The organism is Ruegeria sp. BG6 (genome assembly GCF_056538465.1).
In genome coordinates this window covers 22,260-43,607 of record NZ_JBQFTB010000002.1, presented here as the reverse complement: position 1 = coordinate 43,607, position 21,348 = coordinate 22,260, and the positions used below count along the sequence as shown (strand labels likewise).

General features: G+C 59.2%; 20 protein-coding genes. 9 read left to right on the top strand and 11 right to left on the bottom strand.

What is annotated here, in order from left to right; translation table 11 throughout:
- Positions 1-98: 98 nt before the first annotated feature.
- Positions 99-1,775: a cytochrome D1 domain-containing protein gene (locus ACR0JW_RS05170; protein WP_170613995.1), complete on the bottom strand. Its 1,677-nt coding sequence runs from the start codon at positions 1,773-1,775 to the stop codon at positions 99-101.
- A 235-nt stretch (positions 1,776-2,010) separates the two neighbouring features.
- Here ACR0JW_RS05170 and ACR0JW_RS05165 point away from each other — a divergent pair, with 235 nt between their 5' ends.
- From ACR0JW_RS05165 to ACR0JW_RS05135, 7 genes are all read left to right on the top strand, one after another.
- Positions 2,011-3,192, top strand: coding sequence for an NnrS family protein (locus ACR0JW_RS05165; RefSeq protein WP_170678683.1), 1,182 nt, complete (start codon positions 2,011-2,013; stop codon positions 3,190-3,192).
- 99 nt (positions 3,193-3,291) lie between these two features.
- Positions 3,292-3,741: a c-type cytochrome gene (locus ACR0JW_RS05160; RefSeq protein WP_170613993.1), complete on the top strand. Its 450-nt coding sequence runs from the start codon at positions 3,292-3,294 to the stop codon at positions 3,739-3,741.
- 16 nt (positions 3,742-3,757) lie between these two features.
- Positions 3,758-5,125 (top strand): cbb3-type cytochrome c oxidase subunit I, encoded by a 1,368-nt coding sequence (locus tag ACR0JW_RS05155; RefSeq protein WP_170678681.1) that lies wholly within the window; start codon positions 3,758-3,760, stop codon positions 5,123-5,125.
- Between the two features lie 5 nt (positions 5,126-5,130).
- Positions 5,131-5,940 (top strand): AAA family ATPase, encoded by an 810-nt coding sequence (locus ACR0JW_RS05150; RefSeq protein ID WP_480524469.1) that lies wholly within the window; start codon positions 5,131-5,133, stop codon positions 5,938-5,940.
- Between the two features lie 9 nt (positions 5,941-5,949).
- On the top strand, positions 5,950-7,872 hold the full coding sequence (locus ACR0JW_RS05145; protein WP_170678677.1) for a VWA domain-containing protein: 1,923 nt from the start codon (positions 5,950-5,952) through the stop codon (positions 7,870-7,872).
- Positions 7,869-8,417, top strand: a complete 549-nt coding sequence (locus ACR0JW_RS05140; RefSeq protein WP_170678675.1) for a cytochrome c oxidase subunit 3 — start codon at positions 7,869-7,871, stop codon at positions 8,415-8,417. The genes ACR0JW_RS05145 and ACR0JW_RS05140 overlap by 4 nt, the downstream gene beginning before the upstream one ends.
- 5 nt (positions 8,418-8,422) lie before the next feature.
- Complete coding sequence (locus ACR0JW_RS05135) at positions 8,423-8,710, top strand: cytochrome C oxidase subunit IV family protein (protein ID WP_170825169.1); 288 nt, start codon at positions 8,423-8,425, stop codon at positions 8,708-8,710.
- A 49-nt stretch (positions 8,711-8,759) separates the two neighbouring features.
- Here the strand turns inward: ACR0JW_RS05135 and hemA are convergent, their stop codons facing one another.
- Positions 8,760-9,983 carry a 5-aminolevulinate synthase gene (hemA, locus tag ACR0JW_RS05130; RefSeq protein WP_480713643.1) on the bottom strand — a complete coding sequence of 408 codons (1,224 nt, stop codon included), beginning with the start codon at positions 9,981-9,983 and terminating at the stop codon, positions 8,760-8,762.
- 179 nt (positions 9,984-10,162) lie between these two features.
- Here hemA and ACR0JW_RS05125 point away from each other — a divergent pair, with 179 nt between their 5' ends.
- Positions 10,163-10,855 (top strand): Crp/Fnr family transcriptional regulator, encoded by a 693-nt coding sequence (locus ACR0JW_RS05125; RefSeq protein WP_170678669.1) that lies wholly within the window; start codon positions 10,163-10,165, stop codon positions 10,853-10,855.
- A 153-nt stretch (positions 10,856-11,008) separates the two neighbouring features.
- Here ACR0JW_RS05125 and ACR0JW_RS05120 read toward each other — a convergent pair whose 3' ends face one another.
- The 8 genes from ACR0JW_RS05120 to ACR0JW_RS05085 all read right to left on the bottom strand — a co-directional run bounded on the left by ACR0JW_RS05120 (position 11,009) and on the right by ACR0JW_RS05085 (position 19,795).
- Complete coding sequence (locus tag ACR0JW_RS05120; protein ID WP_170678667.1) at positions 11,009-12,799, bottom strand: aminopeptidase P family protein; 1,791 nt, start codon at positions 12,797-12,799, stop codon at positions 11,009-11,011.
- A complete protein-coding gene (locus ACR0JW_RS05115) occupies positions 12,792-13,787 on the bottom strand; it encodes an oligopeptide/dipeptide ABC transporter ATP-binding protein (RefSeq protein WP_170678665.1) in 996 nt (331 codons plus the stop codon). Before ACR0JW_RS05115 ends, ACR0JW_RS05120 begins: the two co-directional genes overlap by 8 nt.
- Positions 13,784-14,776 carry an ABC transporter ATP-binding protein gene (locus ACR0JW_RS05110; RefSeq protein ID WP_170678663.1) on the bottom strand — a complete coding sequence of 331 codons (993 nt, stop codon included), beginning with the start codon at positions 14,774-14,776 and terminating at the stop codon, positions 13,784-13,786. The genes ACR0JW_RS05115 and ACR0JW_RS05110 overlap by 4 nt, the downstream gene beginning before the upstream one ends.
- A 3-nt stretch (positions 14,777-14,779) precedes the next feature.
- Positions 14,780-15,631: an ABC transporter permease gene (locus ACR0JW_RS05105; RefSeq protein WP_170678660.1), complete on the bottom strand. Its 852-nt coding sequence runs from the start codon at positions 15,629-15,631 to the stop codon at positions 14,780-14,782.
- Positions 15,628-16,569: an ABC transporter permease gene (locus ACR0JW_RS05100; RefSeq protein WP_170678658.1), complete on the bottom strand. Its 942-nt coding sequence runs from the start codon at positions 16,567-16,569 to the stop codon at positions 15,628-15,630. Before ACR0JW_RS05100 ends, ACR0JW_RS05105 begins: the two co-directional genes overlap by 4 nt.
- A gap of 56 nt (positions 16,570-16,625) precedes the next feature.
- The gene (locus ACR0JW_RS05095) at positions 16,626-18,209 is read right to left on the bottom strand and encodes an ABC transporter substrate-binding protein (protein WP_480713642.1); all 1,584 of its coding nucleotides are present in this window, start codon (positions 18,207-18,209) and stop codon (positions 16,626-16,628) included.
- Positions 18,210-18,343: 134 nt separating this feature from the next.
- Positions 18,344-18,946, bottom strand: a complete 603-nt coding sequence (locus ACR0JW_RS05090) for an XRE family transcriptional regulator (protein ID WP_170613969.1) — start codon at positions 18,944-18,946, stop codon at positions 18,344-18,346.
- A gap of 102 nt (positions 18,947-19,048) precedes the next feature.
- Positions 19,049-19,795, bottom strand: a complete 747-nt coding sequence (locus tag ACR0JW_RS05085; RefSeq protein ID WP_170678654.1) for a creatininase family protein — start codon at positions 19,793-19,795, stop codon at positions 19,049-19,051.
- A gap of 60 nt (positions 19,796-19,855) precedes the next feature.
- Between ACR0JW_RS05085 and ACR0JW_RS05080 the strand changes: the two genes are divergently transcribed.
- Positions 19,856-20,458: a helix-turn-helix domain-containing protein gene (locus ACR0JW_RS05080; RefSeq protein ID WP_480713641.1), complete on the top strand. Its 603-nt coding sequence runs from the start codon at positions 19,856-19,858 to the stop codon at positions 20,456-20,458.
- Positions 20,459-20,500: 42 nt separating this feature from the next.
- Here ACR0JW_RS05080 and ACR0JW_RS05075 read toward each other — a convergent pair whose 3' ends face one another.
- Positions 20,501-21,271 (bottom strand): transporter substrate-binding domain-containing protein, encoded by a 771-nt coding sequence (locus tag ACR0JW_RS05075; protein ID WP_170678650.1) that lies wholly within the window; start codon positions 21,269-21,271, stop codon positions 20,501-20,503.
- Between the last annotated feature and the right edge of the window lie 77 nt (positions 21,272-21,348).

Below are 21,348 nucleotides of genomic sequence, written 5' to 3'. Positions count from 1 at the left end.
TCAGGCCTTGTGTGGCAGGCCGGTGAGTTTGGCTGATAGGTCAAACGAGGAAAGGGCGGGCGAGGGGCCCGCCCTTTCCGGTTCTGGATGCGATCCCGTCAGGTGACGTGGTTCGAACGGTTGTAGACGTTGAACTTGCCGGTCGGGGCATAAAGCCCTTCGATGCGGCCAATTTCTTCCAGCGTCTTGGCGTCGAAGATCACGATCTGACCGTTGGGTTCTTTCGAATCCGACAGGTTCCATTTGGAAACCCAGACCTCGGTACCATCCGCGTTGAACTCGAAGTGAACAGCGGCGCTGCCTTCATCTTCGGTGATCTGGATGGTTTTTACGATCTCGCCGGTCTCTTTCGAGATGACCTGAACGGACTGCTGAATTTCCGGTTCCGGATGTTTGGTCTGGTCAGCCCAGATGTAATCCGAATTCGGGTGCGTGCGGATAAACAGGCCGGGGCCGTCGGTTTCCACTTCGTAGCAAACCTTCCAGGCATCGTCCGGACGGTTCTCTGGGTCGTTGCCCCAGACGGTCACGGCACCAACACCAAGGTGGGTTGTACCGGCAACCGGACCACAATTCGGGTCAACCCAGTTGGCGCCCGGGCCGGGGTGCGGCAACGCAGCCGTGTCGATCATTGCCTCAAGCTTGTGAGTTTCGGTGTCGACGACAACCATCTTGTTCGACGCGTTCGCGGCGATCTGGAAGTAACGGCCTGTCGGGTCGAAGAACCCGTCATGCAGGAACTTGGCACTGTCGATCTTGTCGATCCGCAGGTTCTCAAGGTCGGTATAGTCGACCTGCCACAGCTGACCCAATTCCTTGATCGCGACAATCCAGGTTGGCTCGTTCGGTGTGGTGTAGATTGCGGCCACGCGGGCCTCTTCCACATAGTCCCCGTCCACGTTCACGCCGCGTGTCGATACAACCTTGACCGGTTCCATGGTCTGGGCATCAACGATTGCGAAATGCGGCGGCCAGTAACCACCACCGATGACGTATTTACCGTCGCCGGAAACGGCCACATCGCGGGCGTCATAGGCAATCTTGACCTCGGAAACCAACATATTCTCAGGCTTCTGCCAGAGGTCGATCTTGGTCATCTTGCCGTCACGGCCCATGGTGTACCAGAAGCGGCCCGGATGTTCCGGTTCGGTAGTGCTGTGGTGTTCGGATGCTTTCAGAACGTGGACAGCGTAACCGGTCGGGATGTGTGTCAGCACTTCTTTGGTGTCGCCGTCGATCACGGCCACTTTACCTACGTCACGTTCGATGACGACAAAGAAGTTCTCCCAGTTGCGGCCATGCAGCGGTTCGGTCGGATAGTCGGCTTCTTCGACATAGACCTTGCGTGTCGCTTTCATCTGTTCCAGCGACATCTCAGGCGGCTTGGGGGCCTCCATCATAATGTATGTCGCCATGTCCTTTATTTCCTGCTCGGTCATGATGTCCGAGAAGTTGTTCATGCCGCCTTCGGTCCCCCAGGCGATGATCTTTTCAAGACGTTCCTGCCCAAGCGCGAGGGTGCCGCCTTCGGTCACGGTGCCATCGGCTGCGGTTTTCTTCCAGTGGGGTTCAAGGTTTTTGCCTGTGGCGCCTTTACGCAGAACGCCGTGGCAACCTGCGCATTGCTCGAAATAGAGCTGTTTGGACGATTCAAACGCTTCGTCGCTCAATGTTGGCTCTTCGGCGAAGACTGGTGCAGCGACGCTGCCCAGCAGCATCGCCAAACCGACCCCAAAGGCGCGGCCAGTTTTGTTGTAGCTGATTCCAAGTGACATGATCACTCTCCATTTGCTGGTGAGGCAGGCTGGAGACTGAAACATCACGGAGATGTTATCCTTGACCAAAGTCAACGGAAGGGACGGAAACGGGTTTGTACACAGACTGAAATGCAAAAATAATTCTTAATAAAACAGGTGTTTCCGGGTCATGTTTTGCGACGGTTTTGATTTTGGTTAAGTCATCCGGGCCGCCGGGCTGCTACGTGTGGCAAAACGGTCTAGGAGAGCAGAAATGCCCACGATCATCACCCGTATTTTTGGTGAAGGATTCCGAGTTTTTTTCCTGTCTGCAGGTCTCTACGGCCTGTTTGTCGGCCTTGTCTGGGGGCTGTGGCTGGCGGTGCCGTATTTGGCACCGGATTACGGCATGACACCGCCTATGTGGCACGCGCATGAGATGATTTTCGGCTATGCCACAGCAGCTTTGGGAGGGTTCTTCCTGACAGCGGTGCCGAACTGGACCGGTGCGCCCGACGCGCGGGCTCGCTTCATCGCACTGGCGGCAGGGGTCTGGCTGGCCGGCCGGATGGCAATGTGGTTTTCCGGGATACTGCCGCCGCTTGTGGTCGCGGTTTTGGATCTGGCCTTTGTGCCAATTCTGGCAGCCAAGATCGCCACACTGCTCATCCGCCGTCCCAAGCCGCAGAACATGGTGTTTCTCCTGCTGCTAAGCCTCATCTGGGTCGCGAACCTGCTGACCCATCTGGAATGGGCTGGTATTACAAGCGACACACTGCAAACAGGTCTGCGAGCAGGCTTGCTGACACTCTGTGCGATGATCGCCATTCTGGGGGGTCGGATCACTCCCGCCTTTACACGCAATGCAATGAAACGCGCCGGAGAACCCGAGGCGAACTGGCCGGTCTCGGTGGCTGGCCTGGACAAGGCGGGCATGATTCTGGCCTTGGTTCTGCCCTGTGGCGTTCTGGTATTGGGCGCGACGGGCACGGCCGGAGTGCTGGGGCTGGCCCTTGGCGGTGTGCAAATCCTGCGCATGTCGCGCTGGCGCATGATCTGGTCCGCGCGGCAGCCAATCCTGCTCGCGCTGCACCTGGGACTTGGAATGCTGGCGCTGGGGCTGATTCTTTGGGGGCTTGCAGCATTGGGTTTCGGCAATGAGGTTGCTGCGCTGCACGTTCTGGGCATCGGTTGCGTGGGCGGCATGACCCTTGCGGTCATGAGCCGAGCTGCGCTGGGGCACAGCGGACGGGATCTGATCGCACCCGGCCCGATGGTCGTGGCCTATGGACTGATGGCCGCGGCAGCGATCTCGCGCTGGATCGCGGCGGATATGGAATCTGGCTATCTAGTTGCGATGCTGCTGTCCGATGGACTCTGGGTCAGCGCCTTTGTGCTGTATCTGATCGCCATGTGGCCTGCGCTGACGGGTCCACGGCTGGGGCACTCAAACTGAATCTGATTTCCTGTCGCAAGTCTTGACTTTCGTTAAGGCGATACCATGACCCACCCGCCATTCTGAGCAAACTAGCTAATCTGCGCAAAGGAGAGCGCGATGCGAGAAGTCATGACAAAGAGCATGGCTCGCAATATATTCTATGGCGGGTCACTGTTCTTCATTCTAATCTTTCTGGCCCTGTCGGCCCATTCCCACCTGTATATCGTCAATTCCGAAAACGCGGCAAAGCTTGACGAAAGTGTGGTTCGCGGCAAGCACGTCTGGGAAAAACACGCCTGCATCAACTGTCACTCGATTCTCGGCGAAGGGGCCTACTTCGCCCCGGAAGTCGGTAACGTGATGACCCGTTGGGGGGTGCTGGACGACCCGGAATCAGCCTTTGAATCCCTCAAGGGCTGGATGGAGGCGCAGCCGACCGGCATTCCCGGTCGCCGACAGATGCCCAATTTCAACCTCAGCGACGAAGAACTCCGCGACCTGACCAACTTCCTGATCTGGACGGACAATATCGACGCTCAGGGCTGGCCGCCCAACGAGGCAGGCTGAGAAAGGGACAAGGACAATGAAATACGAATCCCAAAAAATCGCCTACGCCTACTTCGCAGTGGCAATGGGCCTGTTCGCGATCCAGGTGATCGGCGGCCTGCTGGCCGGACTGATCTATGTATCGCCAAACTTCCTGAGTGAGCTTCTGCCGTTCAATATCGTGCGGATGCTTCACACCAACTCGCTGATCGTCTGGCTGATCCTGGGCTTCTTCGGCGCTGCTTACTTCCTGATCCCGGAAGAGGCCGAGCGCGAGATCCACTCGCCCAAGCTGGCCTATCTGCAGCTGATCATTCTGGTCGTCGGCACGCTGGGCGTGGTCGTGACCTATGTCTTCAACCTGTTCGAAGGCAACTGGCTGCTGGGCAAAGAAGGGCGCGAGTTCCTGGAACAGCCCAAATGGGTCAAGGCGGGTATCGTCGTGGCTGCGCTGATCTTCCTATACAACGTGTCGATGACCGTTCTGAAGGGCAAAAAGACCGCTATCACCAACATCCTTTTGTTGGGTCTGTGGGGTCTGGCGCTTTTGTTCCTGTTCGCTTTCTACAACCCCGGCAACCTGTCCCTGGACAAGCAATACTGGTGGTACGTTGTCCACCTGTGGGTCGAAGGTGTGTGGGAACTGATCATGGCCTCGATCCTGGCCTATCTGATGCTGAAGTTGACCGGTGTTGACCGTGAGGTGGTTGAAAAGTGGCTCTACGTCATCGTCGCTGCCGCCCTGTTCTCGGGCATCCTCGGCACCGGCCACCACTATTACTGGATCGGTACACCCGCCTACTGGCAGTGGATCGGTTCGATCTTCTCGAGCCTCGAGGTGATCCCGTTCTTTGCAATGATGGCCTTTGCCTTCGTCATGGTCTGGAAAGGCCGCCGTGACCACCCCAACAAGGCCGCCCTGTTGTGGTCGCTGGGCTGCGCCACATTGGCCTTCTTCGGGGCCGGCGTCTGGGGCTTCCTGCATACGCTGCACGGTGTGAACTATTACACCCACGGCACGCAGATCACGGCCGCACACGGTCACCTGGCCTTCTACGGCGCCTATGTCTGCCTCAACCTGGCGATCTTCAGCTACGCAATGCCGATCCTCAAGAACCGCGATCCTTATAATCAGGTTCTGAACATGGCTTCCTTCTGGCTGATGACAGGTGGTATGGTCTTCATGACCTTCGTGCTGACCTTCGCCGGGACTGTTCAGACACACATGCAACGTGTGGTCGGTGACTACTTCATGGATGTGCAGGATCAGATCGCGATCTTCTACTGGATGCGCCTTGGCTCTGGCCTGGTCGTGGTGCTTGGTGCGCTGCTGTTCATCTACTCGATCTGGGTCCCCCGGAAAGAGGTCATTGAACCCGGCGCAGCTGAAACACCCGCGGAGTAATGGATATGGACGGCTCCATGCAACTGGGAACGGGGGCGGCTGACGCCCCCTTCTACCTGCCCCAAGGCGACGAATGCGACGTGTTCGCCGCCGCCTATACCAACAACCTGCCGGTCTTGCTGAAAGGACCGACGGGCTGCGGCAAGACCCGCTTTGTGGCCCATATGGCCGCCAGCCTTGGCCGCCCGCTTTACACCGTGGCCTGCCATGATGACCTCGCTGCCGCCGACCTGATCGGCCGCTACCTGCTGAAAGGCGGCGAGACCGTCTGGGTCGATGGCCCCCTGACCCGCGCAGTACGTGAAGGTGCAATCTGCTACCTTGATGAGGTAGTCGAGGCTCGCAAGGACGTCACCGTCGTTCTGCACCCGCTGACCGACGACCGGCGCATCCTGCCGATCGACCGCACCGGCGAAGAGCTTGAAGCCGCACCCGGCTTCATGTTGGTGGCCTCATACAACCCCGGCTACCAGAACATTCTGAAAACTCTGAAACCCTCGACCCGTCAGCGCTTTATCTCGCTGGAGTTCGACTTCCCGTCGCCCGAGATGGAGGCCGAAGTCGTTGCACAGGAAAGCGGCCTGCCGCTGGAACGCTGCAAACCGCTGGTGCGCCTGGCAGGCAAACTGCGCGGGCTCAAGGGTCAGGATCTTGAGGAAGGCGTTTCCACCCGTCTGGTCGTTTATGCCGCAACGCTGATCGCTCAGGGCATGTCCACCGACCGCGCCATCCTTGCCGCCATGATCGAACCTCTGACTGATGACGAGGATATCAAACGCGGGCTCCTCGATCTTGTCACGGCTGTCTTTGGGTGAGGCCGGCCGATGGTCAAGATCGATTTCGAGCCATGGGAACCCGAAGAAACGATCGGGAAACTGTGGCACACCCTTGCCAGCCGCCTCGATGCACCTGATGTGCATGTTGGAGCCGCGGTCGACCTCTCTGAGGTCGCGGGGCGGCTGGCAGTCCTCTTCCGGGGACTGGGGGGCAGCCCGGGCGTCGAATTGCGCCCGGTCTCTCCTGAAGTTTCGCGCCACCGTCTCGGCTGGCGCCGCCGTCTGGCGACCGAAACCGAATTGATGCCGCGCGCGTCGTTCGACGGGGAAGTACTACGCCTGCCGGACCGGCTGGCCGTATTCCCAGCGCGTGAAGCAAACGGCGCGCTCTATGTCTGGCTGGCCGCAACTGCCGCCCATGCCGCAAAAAGAATTGACGAAGACGATCCTCTGCGCGGCGACCTGCGCGCACTGGTCGCTGCCCGGCACATGGTCAAGGCGACATTGGAAAATGCACCCGGTCTGCGCCCGCTGTACGCTGAACTCTGCAAGGGCGTTCTGTATCAACGGAACATACCCGGCCTGCCACCGCTCGAGGCGGCGGTCGAAGAGGTTGTCCGCGACATGCTGGGTGACCCCGCGCCCCTGTCACCGAAAGCCCAAGAGTTTTTGGCACTGGGTGACGATCTCACCGCCCCGCGCGGCTATCAGCATTTCCGCCCGGTCCCGCTGTGGCCCGAGTTGCGCGCCGTCGGGTATTCCGAACATAACGAGGTTGAAAACCCGGATACAGAAGGCCCACCCGAAGAATCCGGTGAAAAGACCCACCGCGCGCGCCGCCGAAAATCTGACCAGGCTTCGCGCAGCGACAGTTTCATCCTGCACAAGTTCGAAGCAATCCTCAGCTGGGCCGAGTTTCTGAACATCAACCGTCGTATCGATGATGATGACCCCGACAACGCGAAGAAAGCGGCCGACGATCAGGAGGAGATCGGCCTGGGCCAGATCTCCAAGGCCCCGCCGACCAAGTTGAAACTCCACCTCGATCTTGCGCCAGAAGACGTGAACCGAGAGCGCCTGTCAGGCCGCATCCTCTATCCCGAATGGGACGTGCGCACAGGTCAGTACCTGCCCGACCACGTCAACGTTCTGCTGTCCGACGCCGATATCCGCGACGATGCAGCCGAGTTCGGCAAGGACCCCGCCACGGCCCGCCGCATTCGTGCCGTCAAACGCCAGTTCGAAGCCCTGCGCCCCGGTCGGGTCATGACCCGAGGTCATCTGGACGGTGATCAACTCGACATCGAAGCCGCCGTGCGGGCTGCTACCGACCGTCTCGCAAGCGGGGAAAGCAACGAACGCGTCTGGATGCAATCCCGCCCCGAGGCCCGCGATCTGGCGGTGTCGATCCTGCTGGATGTCAGCCGCTCGACCGAAAGCGCCGTCACCGGTCGCGCTGTGATCGACATAGAACGCGAGGCGCTGGCGGCGCTGGCCTGGGGCATGAATGCCTGCGGCGACGATTTCGCCATCCACGCCTTCAGTTCGCTGAAACGCGAACGCGTATACGTTCAGCGCTGCAAACGATTTGACGAACCCATGGGGCCAAAGGTCGAGCAGCGTATCGCTTCGCTGCGACCGGGGCACTACACCCGGCTCGGAGCCGCAATTCGCCACTGTTCCGCCGACCTTGCCGCGCAATCTCGCAAGCGCCGCCTGCTGCTGGTCATCACCGATGGCAAACCCAACGACCTGGACCATTACGAGGGCCGACATGGTATCGAAGATACCTGCATGGCTGTGCGCGAAGCCCGCCGTGCCGGTCATTCGGTCTTTGGCGTCACCATCGACAAGACCGGCAAAAGCTGGTTCCCGCGCATGTTCGGGCAGGGTGGCTTTGCCGTCATCCCGGATCCGCACCGCCTGACGATGGCCCTGCCGCAAATCTACCGACAACTGGTCGGCGCATGAGCGACGCCACCCTGATCGACGAACTGCCCGGCGAATTGCTGATGTGGGTGCTGATCATCAGTGAACTGCTGGTGTTTGGGGCAGGGCTGATCGCCTTCATGGGCGTGCGTCTGACTGACCCTGCAGGATTTGCCGAAGCCCAGTCGCATCTTCACCGTACCGGAGCAGCGCTGAATACCGTCGTTCTTGTATCGTCCGGCTATCTGGCGGCACAGGCACTGCACTGGCGGCGGGATGCCCGCCGGAATACCGCCCAATTGGCACTGTTGGGTGCGTCTCTGCTGGGACTGGTTTTCCTTGTCATCAAAGGGGTGGAATATGCCGACAAAGCAGCGCAGGGTATCAGTTACGAAACCCATCCGTTCTTTCTCTTCTATTATCTTCTGACTGGATTTCACGCCGCACATGTGCTGGCCGGAGCCTTAATCCTCCTGCTGGTCGCCTGGCGGGATGACCCCCGAAATATCGAGGCAGGCGCTCAGTTCTGGCATATGGTCGACCTGGTTTGGATCATGCTGTTCCCGGTCATCTACCTGCTGGGATGAACATCATGGCCGCCTCTTCATCTTTTTCCAAATACTCCCGCCGGAGGCTCCCGAACCCGCTAACAAAGGCCTGGCTTGGACTACTGGCGCTCAGCCTGGCATCCGCGCTTCTGACCCTGCTGCCCGCGGCGCCTGCGATAATATGGGGTGGAATCCTGCTTTTGGCGTTGCTCAAGGCGCGCCTCATCCTCGCGCGCTACCTCGACCTGACGGACAGCCCGGGCTGGCTACGAGGCTTTACAATGGTACTGACCGGGTTTTCAGTCGCGGTTTTTGGCCTCTACCTGGTATGACAAAAGCCGCCCGAAAGGGCGGCCTTTTTTCACAATTCTCAAGCCGGTATCACTGCGCGGCCATCGGCCTCCGGGCAATCTGACAGCGTTGCCACAGCGCGGACAGCGCGCCGACAAGATGATCGATATCTGCGTCGGTATGGACAGGCGACGGCGTGATCCGAAGACGTTCAGTGCCTTTGGGAACGGTCGGGTAGTTGATCGGCTGGATATAGATGCCGAATTCTTCCAGCAGTGTGTCCGAAATGAATTTGCATTTCACCGGATCACCCACCATCACCGGAATGATGTGACTGGGGTTGGGAAGATGCGGGATGCCTTCGGCATCCAGTCTGGCCCGGACCTGTTCCACACGAGCCTTCTGCAAACCGCGCTCGGCGTTCGACTGTCTCAGATGCCGAATTGATGCCGCTGCCCCGGCTGCAATCGCCGGCGGCAGGGCGGTCGTAAAGATGAATCCACTGGCGAAGCTGCGCACGAAATCGCACAAGGCGACCGACGCCGCGATATAACCGCCCACCACTCCGAAAGCTTTGCCAAGCGTGCCTTCGATGACGGTCAGGCGGTCCATCAGCCCTTCACGTTCGGCGATGCCGCCGCCACGTGGACCATAGAGGCCAACGGCGTGAACTTCATCCAGGTAAGTCATCGCCCCGTACTTGTCGGCCAGGTCGCAGATCTCTTTGATCGGGGCGATATCCCCGTCCATTGAATAAACGGATTCAAAGGCGATCATCTTGGGGGCATCGGGATCAGCGGCGGCCAGTTTAGCCTCGAGATCGGCAAGGTCGTTGTGTTTCCAGATCACCTTTTGCGCCCGTGAGTGGCGAATGCCTTCGATCATCGAGGCATGATTCAGCGCGTCGGAGAACACGATCAGACCAGGAATTTTCGCCGCAAGTGTTCCAAGCGCGGCCCAGTTCGAAACGTATCCGGATGTAAACAGCAGCGCGGCTTCTTTTCCGTGCAGGTCAGCCAGTTCCGCCTCGAGCAACACATGATCGTGGGTCGTGCCGGAAATGTTGCGCGTTCCACCCGCACCCGCGCCGCAGCGGTTCAAAGCATTATGCATCGCGTTGATCACATCCGGATGCTGACCCATGCCCAGATAGTCGTTCGAGCACCAGATCCGCACATCGCGCTGGATATCGCCATCGGTTTGTCGCGCATTAGGGAAATCGCCGCGGTGGCGTTGCAAATCGATGAAAACCCTGTAGTTTCCCTCATCCCGCAATGCGTCGAGGCTTTGACTGAAAAATCGCTCGTAGTCCATGGTGTGTGCTCCCCGGATTGCTGGCTTTGCAGCGAGGTTAATCGCTGCGGCCGAGGCGTGACATGACAATAGTCAAGTTGGTGCGCGGGAAAGGGCTGGTGCCGGGGCGACGGCTTTGGCATAGCCATAAGTCAAGGGAAAGACCGGTCGGAGACCCGGCCTGAAAAAGGGGAATATTCGTGGCCCATGAAGCCGAAAAGGCAGTTGCCCGGCAGTCTTTGCTGCTCAGGAGCTTGCCAGAGCAACATGTAGATACGTTACTGAGCCAAGCCATCTGGCGCGAATACGACCGTGGAGAAACCATCTTTCTGCAGGAAGAGACGGCTCAGGCCGTTCACGTGGTTCTGGCTGGGTGGATCAAACTGTTCCGGATGTCTCCGTCCGGTGCCGAGGCAGTGGTCAGCGTTTTCACCAAGGGCGAAAGCTTTGGCGAGGCGGTGGCGCTGCGCAATATGCCCTATCCGGTCTCGGCCGAGGCCGTGTCGCGTTGTCAGGTGATGCATATCCCGATCCCTGTGCTGATATCTCTGATGAAGGAAGACCCCGAAATCGGTATTTCGATACTGGCGGCAACGTTTACGCACCTGCATTCACTGGTGGCGCAGTTGGAACAACTGAAGGCGCAAACCGGGGCACAGAGGGTGGCAAAATTCCTGCTGGGTCTTTGCGATCGCGACAGCGGCGCCTGCGAGGTGGTGCTACCCTATGACAAGATGCTGATCGCCGGACGCCTTGGAATGAAGCCCGAAAGCCTGAGCCGCGCGTTTTCGCGCCTCAAGGCAACCGGAGTCATCATTGATCGCAACCACGCGCGGATTTCAGATGTCACTTCTCTTCTGGAATATGCTGAAAGCGACCCGATGGACAAATGACCGGACTGTCCTGTCACTTCGCTGATTAAGCCTGAACTTTGTCTTCCCATCATGCAAGTTTCCTGCATGGCTTCGACCCGTTTTGAGCCGGGGCCCTGTGCACAAGTTCCATTCCGGAATATTTGGAACCGTTGCGAGGTACTGAACAACCCGTCAAGCAATGGCTGCGCAGGCTCTCTCGGCCCATGCACGCCCGGCGTGTGATAGTTGCGAACCGATCCGGCGCAGGACCTCGGCGTTGTATGCGTTCAGCCAGCTTCGTTCCGCTTGGGACAACTTGTCAGCAAGCAGCATATCAGTCTGGATCGGTATCCATGTGAGGTTGGAAAACGCCATGAAGCCATCGTCCTCTTCGACGATCTCGAACAGGTTTTCGATACGGATGCCAAACCGGCCCATCTCATAAAACCCCGGCTCGATGGACAGGATCATACCCGGCACAAGATCCACCGGGTTGTATGGCTTGCCTATACGCTGCGGGTGTTCGTGTACGGAAAGGCGATGCCCGATGCCATGTCCGGTTCCGTGATCATAGTCCAACCCTAGATCCCACAAAGGGCGGCGGCAGATGGCGTCGATGTGATGGCCCTGTGTGCCGGGTGGAAACCGCAGTGTTGCTAGGGCGTGGAACGCTTTAAACACGGCGGTATAGGCGCGGTCATACCCATCCGGCCTGACCTTTCCGAAGGCAAAGCTGCGGGTGGCGTCGGTTGTGCCGGTCTCATACTGGCCGCCGGAATCCAGCAGATATGTCCCTTCAGGGTCAATTGTTGCCGCATCCTCCGGAATGGTCGCGTAATGGCACATGGCAGCATTCGCACCCGCGGCCGAAATGGTATTGAAGCTTTCCTCAAGATACCCGGCACGGTCGCGGCGGCAGGACTGAATTTTGTCTTTTGCTTCAAGCTCGGTCACTTGTCTGTTGAGAGAGGCTCGCGCCGGAATTTCAGCATTTAGCCAACCACAGAACTCGATCCACGCGATGGCATCTTGAAGGTGACAGGCACGCAGGCCTTCTATTTCGACCGGATTTTTCCGGGCCTTGAACAGCGTCAGCGGACTGCTGGCCGCTCGAGCTTGTGCAGATGACCGGTCGAGGGTCAGACGCACCGCAGCCGGGGAAAATTCGGCATCGTATTGCACGCAGGCGCCACGACCCGACAACTCCGAAAGGGTCGGTAGAAATGCTGCTGGCGGATGCAGCGTCACGGTGTCGGGCAGATGATCGCAGATTTCTGGGCTGAATTTTTTGGTTTCGACGAACCAGTCAACCTGACCCGATGAACGCGCCAACAAAAAAGACTGTGGAACCGGACAATAGGCCACATCCGAGCCGCGCACATTGAGAAGCCATGCTATGTTGTCGGGTTGTGTTTCAACCAGCAGATCGACCTCGTCGCTTTGCAGGGTTGCGACAAGCTGAGAGATCTTTTCATCCGCGCCTACACCCGTGAATTGTGTCGGAAAGGCAGAGATGATGCCGTCGGGCGGCGCGGGCTGGTCGGGCCAGATCGCGTCAACGGGGTTGTCTTCAACGGCGACGAAACGGGCGCGCGATCCATTCAGCGCATCCGTGAAGCGGTCATGCCAGACGGGCGGCAGGTGCATAGCGTCAAACCCGACGGACCAGCCCTGTTCGGCGACGCTTGCCAGCCAGAATTCAGGCGGCTCGTCGTGCAGATGGTGATGCGAGAACAAAGGTTCCGGGCATTGATTGGCAGCCTGGACCACATATCGTCCATCAACAAACATGGCGACAGTGTCACCTGTCACGATGGCCAGTCCGGCAGAACCGGTGAAACCGGTCACATAGGCCAGCCGTTCGTCATGCGGTGCGACGTATTCGGCCTGATACGCATCGTAGCGGGGCAGAACAAAGGCATTCAGACCACGGGTGCGCATCTCGTCGCGCAGGGCTGAAACGATCCGAGCGCGGTCAGGCATGGGCGTTGATCTCTTTGACGTGGTGGCAGGCGACCTGGCCGCGATTTTCGAACGGCATCAGGGCAGGGGTGCCGGTCCTGCAAATCTCGGATGCGTGGCGACAGCGGACATGGAACGGGCAGCCCGATGGCATGTTCAGGGGCGAGGGCAACTCTCCTTCAAGCGGGATGGCCTTGCCCCGATCATCCGGGTTCAGGGATGGCGCGGCAGACAAAAGCGCCTGACTGTAGGGATGGGCAGGGGCGGAGAACAATGTCTCGCTATCGCCGATTTCGACGATCCGGCCCAGATAGATCACCGCCACGCGATTTGACACATGCCGCACCAGTCGCAGGTCGTGAGCCACAAACAGGATGGTCAGGCCCAGTTTTTGCTGCAGGTCCAGCAGCAGGTTGACCACCTGCGCCTGCACCGACACATCCAGCGCCGAAACCAGTTCATCCGCAATCAGCACTTCGGGCTCGACCGCCAGTGCGCGGGCAATGGCGATGCGCTGTCGCTGGCCACCGGAAAACTCGTGCGGCAGTTTGTGCTGAGCGTCCTGAGGCAGACGCACAAGGTCCAGCAGTTCCGCGACACGGGCGGGGATGTTCGCTTTGGTGCGCATGTCGTGGACCGCCAACGCCTCGGACAGAATCTGGCCCGTTGTCATGCGTGGGTTCAGCGAGGAATAGGGGTCCTGGAACATCATCTGAACGCGCCGGTTGTAACTGCGGTCGCCGCCTGCATCTTCGAAGATATCCTGCCCCTCGAAACGGATCGTCCCGTCACTGGGGCTATGCAATCGAACGATGCAGCGGGCCAGCGTGGATTTCCCGCAACCGGATTCGCCGACGACGCCAAGCGTTTCACCCCGGATAAGATCCAGGCTGACGCCATTCAGCGCCCGCACCACGCGACCCGGCCGGCCGGTGGCAAGATCAGAAAGGCTGCGACCCAGGGCAAACCGCTGATGCAGGTCGCGTATTTCGATCACGGCATTGTTCATGCGGCGTTTCCTTCGGCCTTGGTCACAGGGTTGAAGCAGGCCACCTGCCTGCTGTCCGCGATCACCGACAGAACCGGGCGGTCCTGCTGGCAGGGCTGGATGCAGGCCTCGCAGCGTGGCGCAAAGGCGCATCCCTGCGGAAGCGCGTCCAGAGATGGAGGAACACCCGGCACGGAATAAAGCGGCGTCCGAGGTGTAAGATTTTCCGGAACCGAGCGCATCAGGCCAACTGTGTAAGGATGGCGGGGTTCGCGCAGCACATCCCGAACCGGCCCCTGTTCGACGATCCGGCCTGCATACATAACCGCCACGTTGTCACAGGTTTGGACGACCACGCCCAGATCATGAGTGACAAGGACGACGCCCATTTCCATCTCGTCCGCCAGACGCAGAATCAGATCGAGGATCTGCGCCTGAATGGTCACATCCAGCGCCGTAGTCGGCTCATCCGCCAGCAGCAACCTGGGGTTGGCGGCCAGTGCGATTGCGATCATGACCCGTTGGCGCATACCACCGGAGAACTGGTGCGGGTAATCCCTGAGCCTTTGCGCCGCCGAGGGGATACCGACCAGATCCAGCATCTCGACCGCCCGGTCGCGCCGGGCTTTCCCGGACAGCTCCGTATGAGTGCGCAATGTCTCCTCCAGCTGCAGACCCACTGTCAGCAAAGGGTTCAGCGAGGTCATAGGTTCCTGAAAGATCATCGCGATCTCGCGCCCCTGGACTTGCCGCAGAGCGCGGTCCGGCAGCGGGACCAGATCACGACCCTGCCAGCGGACCTGCCCGCTGACATCGCCATAACGCCGCGCCAGTCCGATGATCGAGCGCAGGGTGACGCTTTTGCCTGAACCGCTTTCACCGACCAGCCCCAGAACCTCGCCACGAGCCACGCTGAAGCTGACGTCGCGCAGGGCCGGCAGTTCCCGGCCGTTGCGGTGGAAAGTGGTGTTAAGCCCCTGAACCTCGAGGATGGGAGTTCGTTCAGTCATCTCTTATCCCCGTGGTCTCAGCAGATCGGCCAGCCCGTCGCCCAGCAGCGAAAAGCCAAGGCCCGTCAGAACGATAGCCAACCCGGGCATCAGGCTGAGCCACCATGCGGTCGAGATGAAATTGCGCCCCTCGGCGATCAGTACGCCCCATTCCGCCTGCGGTGGCTGCGCGCCCAACCCAAGATAGCCCAGCGACGAACCCAGCAAGATCACCAGCGCCATGTCAGTCATCCAGTAGACAATGACCGGGGTGATGGCGTTAGGCAGCAGGTGACGGAAGATGATGCGCCGGTCGGAATAGCCCATGACGACCCCGGCGGCCGCATAGTCATTGCCCATCTGTGCGATCACCTCGGCCCGCATCAGACGCGCGTAATAGACCCAGTAGACCACAGATATGGCGATATACATGTTGATAAGGCCCGGCCCCAAAACGGCGACCACCGCGATCACCAGCACCAGAAATGGAAATGTGATGACCGCATCGACGATCCGACCAAAGATCAGATCGGCAAAACCCCGGTAGTATCCAACCAAGGCCCCGATGATGACACCTGTCACCAGTGCAAAGACGGTGCCAAAGACCGCCATCTGCATATTGACCTGATAGGCCCAGATCACGCGGGACAGGCTGTCACGGCCTAGCAGGTCGGTGCCGAACGGGTGCTCCCATGATGGCGGCTGACGCACCGCCAGATAGTCAATTGCATTTGGATCGTAAGGAGCAAACGCTCCGGGAAAGATGGCCAGCAGGGTCGATAACCCGATGATCAGCAAACCGGCCACAAAACCCGGCTTGCGCAAGGCGGCGCGGGCAAGGGATGGGCGGTCGGCTGTGAAAGGCACGTCACTCATTGCAGGCGCATCCTTGGGTCCAGGCGGCTTTGGAACAGGTCCGTCATCAGAAAGACCAGCGAAACCAGAAGCGCGAAGGTCAGGGTCAGCCCCTGTATCAGCGGGTAGTCGCGCGCAAAGATCGCTTCCAGCATCAGCCGTCCCATTCCGGGCACCGCAAAGACAGTCTCGGTAACCAGCGTTCCGCTCATCAGATTGCCGATGGACAGGCCCAGCAGGGTGACCGTGGAGATCAGCGCGTTGCGCAACACGTGACGGCCAAGGATCAGGCGCGGCGGCAGACCCTTGGCGCGGGCGAACTGGACATACTCGGCATCCAGAACCTCGATAATCGCGCTGCGCAAGTTCCGCATGATGATGGCCGAAGTATAAAGCGCCACGGTCACCGAAGGCAGAAACAGGTGATAGAGACGCTCACCAAACGTGTCGCCATAGCCACCCACCGGGAACAGGCGCAACTGCGCCGCCAAAAAGGTCAGCAGAACCAGTCCGATGTAAAACACCGGCATCGACAGGCCGATCTGGAACACAGTGCGGATCACCGCATCGGGCCAGCGGCCGCGATTGAGCGCCGCGATAAAGGCCAGCGGACCAGCGATGATCAGGGATAGCACAACCGAGTAAATCGTCAGGAAAACCGTGATCGGCAATCGATCGGCAATGACGCCCACGACATCCGTCCGCATCAGGATCGAACGGCCCAGATCGCCCTGCAGAGTATTGGTCAGAAACAGCCAGAATTGCACTGGCATCGGTTCCGTCAGACCCAGTCTTTCCCGGATTGCAGCAATATCGGCGTCAGATGCGCGGTCCCCGGCCATGGCGATGGCCGGATCACCGGGCAACAGGCGCACCAGCATGAATATGATGATCATGACCAGAAAGAAGGTCGGGATCATCAGCAAAAGCCGTTTGAAGATGTAGGACAGGCTGGACAATTCGACGCTCCGCAAAGGGCCCCGCCGCAGGGTGCGGCGAGGCAAGGGATCAGCTCTTAGCGGCTGACTGTGGCTTCATCGAAGATGTTATTGCCAAGCGGGGTCTGAACATAGCCCTCGACCGCCGTCCCCAGCGCGACAGCGAAAGGTGTTTCATACATGAACAGCAAGGGGGCTGCCTCGGCATAAAGTGCCTGCATGCGGTCGAACTTGGCCTTTCGAGAGTCCGGGTCCATGTCTTTGGCGGCCTCTTCGAACAGGGTGTTGAACTCTGCGTTCTCCCAACCGGTGCCGACAGCCTTGGCAGTCGGTGTGTAGCCCAGCCAGCCGACAACCTGGCTGGGATCGTTCACATCGTTGACCCAGCCATAGGTGTGAATGTCAAACTCACCCGAGCGGTTCTTGGCCCCGCGCGTGGCGCCGTCGACCTGTTCGACCACCAGATCAATTCCCAACTCGCCCCACATTTGCTGAAGCGCGGCGAAAATTGTTGCGTCATCGGCGGATCCGGCCAGCGTGGTCAGAGTCACCTGCGTGCCGTCCGCGACCCCGGCATCCGCGATCAACCCTTTGGCTTTTTCAAGATCATAGCTATAGAGCGGGCTCAGATCGGCCGCATATTGCGTTGCTTTGGCCATCAGCGGTGAGCTCATGGGTTGGCCCGCACCGTGCAGAACCACACCGATCAGAGCATCCTTGTTGGTGCCATAGTTCAGCGCCTGCCGCACGCGGGGGTCTGCCAGCGGGTTGGGGGAACCGTCGGCGCGTGTCTCACGGGTGTTGATCGGCGAATAGATGATCCGTGTTGACGGATACAGCTGCATGTTGATGTTCGGATCGGCCTCAAGCTCGGCCACGCGGCTGAACGGGATGAACTCGGCTGCATCAACCTCCCCCGCCTGGAGGCGCAGAATGCGGGTTGCATCATCGGGAACGATCTCGAAATGGACGCCGTCCAGATAGGGCAGGGCTTTGCCATCCGCGCCCATGCGCCAGTAATGCTCGTTGGCGCAGAAATCCATGCTGGCCCCTTGTTCAAAGCCGCACAAATAGAACGGGCCGGAGCCGACGCCTGCGCTTGTGGCCGCGAAAATGGCAGCGGATTTGTCCTGATCCGTTTCACCTGCGGCTGCGTCAAATGCGGCTTTCGAAACGATGGCCGTGTTGAATGTGGCCAACATCGACAACAGGGTGGGATCGGGGTCCTTCAAAGCGATGGTGATCGCGTTTCCATCCGCGGACACCGCGTCAATCGATCCCAGCAGACCGGCCCATGGGCTCAGGTCAGGGTTGCGGGCGCGATCCAGCGAAAAGACTACATCCGCGCCCGACATGGGCGAGCCGTCAGCGAACTGGATACCTTCTCGCAGGGTCAGGGATACGGTCTTGCCATCCTCTGACACTGCATAGTCTTCTGCAAGCCCGGGTTCTACCGAGTTGCCATCGGGGCTGCTGCGCAAAAGCGTGTCGAACAGGCTGCCAACCATCCAGATATCGGGGTTGCGGTCCGCGTAAATCGGATCGATCAGGCGCGATCCGTCATAGCGGGCAAAGTTCAATGTGCCCCCGCGTTCCTGCGCCAGAACGGGCAGCGCAAGCGTCGCGGCGACCGTGGCGCCCAATAGTGTCTTCAGCTTCATCTTCTTCTCCTCCCGCAAATCTTCTTGCTCCTGCGGAGGGACATTAAGCGATTCTTAGTTTTACTAAAGTTTTTTTTAGCAAAAGATGAAACTTTTTTAGACCGCGGCATTCCGGGACTGAGTTTTTCGCAGTCCTAACCGCTGTCTGGTGGCGCGGAATCCTTGATCGGAGAGGTTGTAACCCACAGTTCGACGGCCTCGGTTTCGCCCAGGACAACGGAATAGTGAGGCGTCGATGTGTCGTGATGAACCACGTCACCGGGTGACATGATAAAAACACGATCACCCAGATGGTATTCCAGTTGACCGGCTTGCAGATAGCAAAAGGCTTCACCGCTGTGGCACATACGTTCCGATATGTGCCCCGGCGGACGATGAACGATCTGCGGGTGGAACAGAGCGCCCAGAAATCCCGGCCCGAGTTTCTCGTAAAACCGCCCGCGCAAACCAAGGGAATAGGTCTGTCTGCTATCCTTGGCGACAAACTCGGAAAAGACCTGTGGAACGCTCAGCAGCTGTTCAATGGTTGTTTGCAAAGCCGCGGCAATTGCCATGAGAGAGGTTAAAGAGGGAGAGCTGAGCCCACGCTCGACCTGCGACAGAAAGCCTGTAGTCAGATCGGCCTTCTTGGCAACCTGATCCAGCGTCAGCCCCATCGCCTTTCGGCGTCGCCGGATCGCCTGACCCAATTCGGTCGGCTGCCCCTTGGTTTTTGCCCGCGTTGTCGGAGCTTGCATCCGGTCTCTCCTGCATTCCATTTGTTCTGACCATTGAACAGAAGAATGCGAGGAAGATCAAAATTTATTTTAGTGTCTCTAAAAATTGGGCAACAATCGTTGTCAACGCTGCTTCCTTGCCTGTTGAAAATCGAGAAACTCCCGTGAGATGGCTTGAGCCGCCATCTCCAACAGTCGGGCTCCGTCTGCGGGCGTGGCCAAGGCAGAATGGGATCCGACCCGCCCGTCCGGGAATTCTGCGCGGTGTTCATCGGGCGGCCCGTGACGGTCTCCGCTGTGATCACGCAGGTATTGAGGGGTCAGTTTTTGCGGCGGCTCATCGGCGCGTTCGTCGGTTATGGTGCCCAACAAGGATTGCGTGATGGCCACTTCGGACGGGGTGGCGTGCATCCCTTCCCATTCTCCGTATAGATTTCGGCGCAATGCGTTGACGGGTTCAGGTTCCCACCAGCTGCGGGTGATCAAGGCGTTCGGGGGCAGGTCGGCGCTTATGGCCTGCAGGGGCGCAATGTTCGCGCCATGCCCGTTAACGATGAAGACGCCAGAAAAGCCCTGCGCTAAAAGGCCTTCAATGATTTCCCTTGCGTAAAGGGTGAACACATCCGGGGAAACGGAAACCGTGCCGGGAAAGGCAGCGTTGAAAGGTGCGGGCGTGTAGGCCAGGGCGGGTGCCACGATCGCGTCACAAAGATCAGCGGCGCGCAGAGCGACGGCCCGGGCACAGATCGTGTCGGTCCCGATCCGCCCGATCGGCCCGTGCTGTTCGGTCGAACCGATAGGAAGCATCACCGCGCAGCCATTGCCAAGGCGGTCGTCAACTTCGTACCAGGTCAAGTGTTCCAGTTGCATCAGGTGTCCTTACGGTTACGCGCGCTTTCCCTTTTGGTACCGGGGCGTTACGCTGCGTGCATGGAAGATTCCGCACCCATTGAAGGGGAAAAGCCCCGGCTGGATCAGGTGATCGGCGCAGCGGTCAAAGCCCACAGGGTTCTGGCCGGCCTGACGATCGCCGAACTGTCGGCGCGCGCCAATGTCTCGCCAGCGATGATTTCCAAGATCGAGCGGGGACAGGTTTCCGCTTCGCTGAGTTCGCTTGAGGCGTTGGCGAAGGCCACGGGCGTTCCGCTGATCAATTTCTTCGCCGGAACTGCCGAAGTGACGGATGTTTCCTTTGTGGCTGCCGGTGAGGGCATGACGGTTCAGCGTATGGGCAGCGATTTTGGGCATGCGTTCAAACTGATCGGACGTGCCGAAGCCAGCCACGTGAGCTTCGAAAGTTTTCTTGTCACGCTTGAAGGCCCCTTGCCGCCGGGTCCGCTTTATCAGCATGAAGGGGCAGAGTTCGTGCATGTAACCGAGGGCGAAATGATCTTTCGGTGCGGCGAAGGCTTGTACCACATGCGCCCCGGCGACAGTCTGAGTTATGATTCCAGTACGACCCATGGGGCGGTTGAGCTAAAGACGGGCAAGGTCAGTTTTATTTCGCTTCTGGCCAAAGCATTGCCCGGATAGACCGTCCGCTCCGGCCGGAGCGAACGGTTCTGAATATGGGGATCAAAGCCCCCATTTTTCCTTGTTGGCCTCAAAGAACCCCTGCGCCTTTTTCACTTTGATCCAGTTGTTCACGTAATTGATCCACACCTGATCGTCCTGTGGCAGCAGCATGGCGATGGGCGAAGGAGAACGCGCCTCGGCGCCCGCAACCGGGACAACCGGAAATTTGGCTTCCAGCGTCGCGCCTTCGATGTTTGACGTGATAAAGACGTCGGCTCGTCCGGCCAGAACCTCCTGAAATCCACGGGCAGGGGCCTCGACCACCTTGATATCCGCGTTCGGGAACCATTCGCGCGCGCGTTTTTCGAATGTGGTGCCAAGGGTTGTTGCAACCTTGACGTCAGGCTGGTTGATCGAGTCGTAGCCGTTGAAACGGTCGGCCTTGTCCTTGGTCGTGAACGGATAGAGTTCGACCGAGATGTAGCTTTCCGAGAACCCCGCAACCTTCATGCGCGGCGGCGAGATCGAAGCCGAACCGGTCATGTGGTATTTGCCCGAGACCACGCCATTGACCAGCGTTTTCCAGTCGGTCGGAACAAACTCGACCTCGACCCCCAGATCGTTGGCCAGCTCGGTCATGATGTCGATGTCATACCCTTTGTAGCTGTTAGTCGCAGGGTCGCGCAGGGTCATCGGGTTCCAGTCACCCGTTGTGCCAACCTTCAGGACACCGCCATCAAGGATTTCGTTCAGCGCTGACTGGGCCTGTGCAACCCCGGCAAGGGCCAGTCCGATGGCTGCCGCAGCGGCCGTCCTGAGTAGGTTTTTCATCTGAGTGCTCCCGTTGGTTGTTCATTGATTGCCGTTGTACACTAGCATTTTTGATGCTTGATTTAACGTCAAGTGCA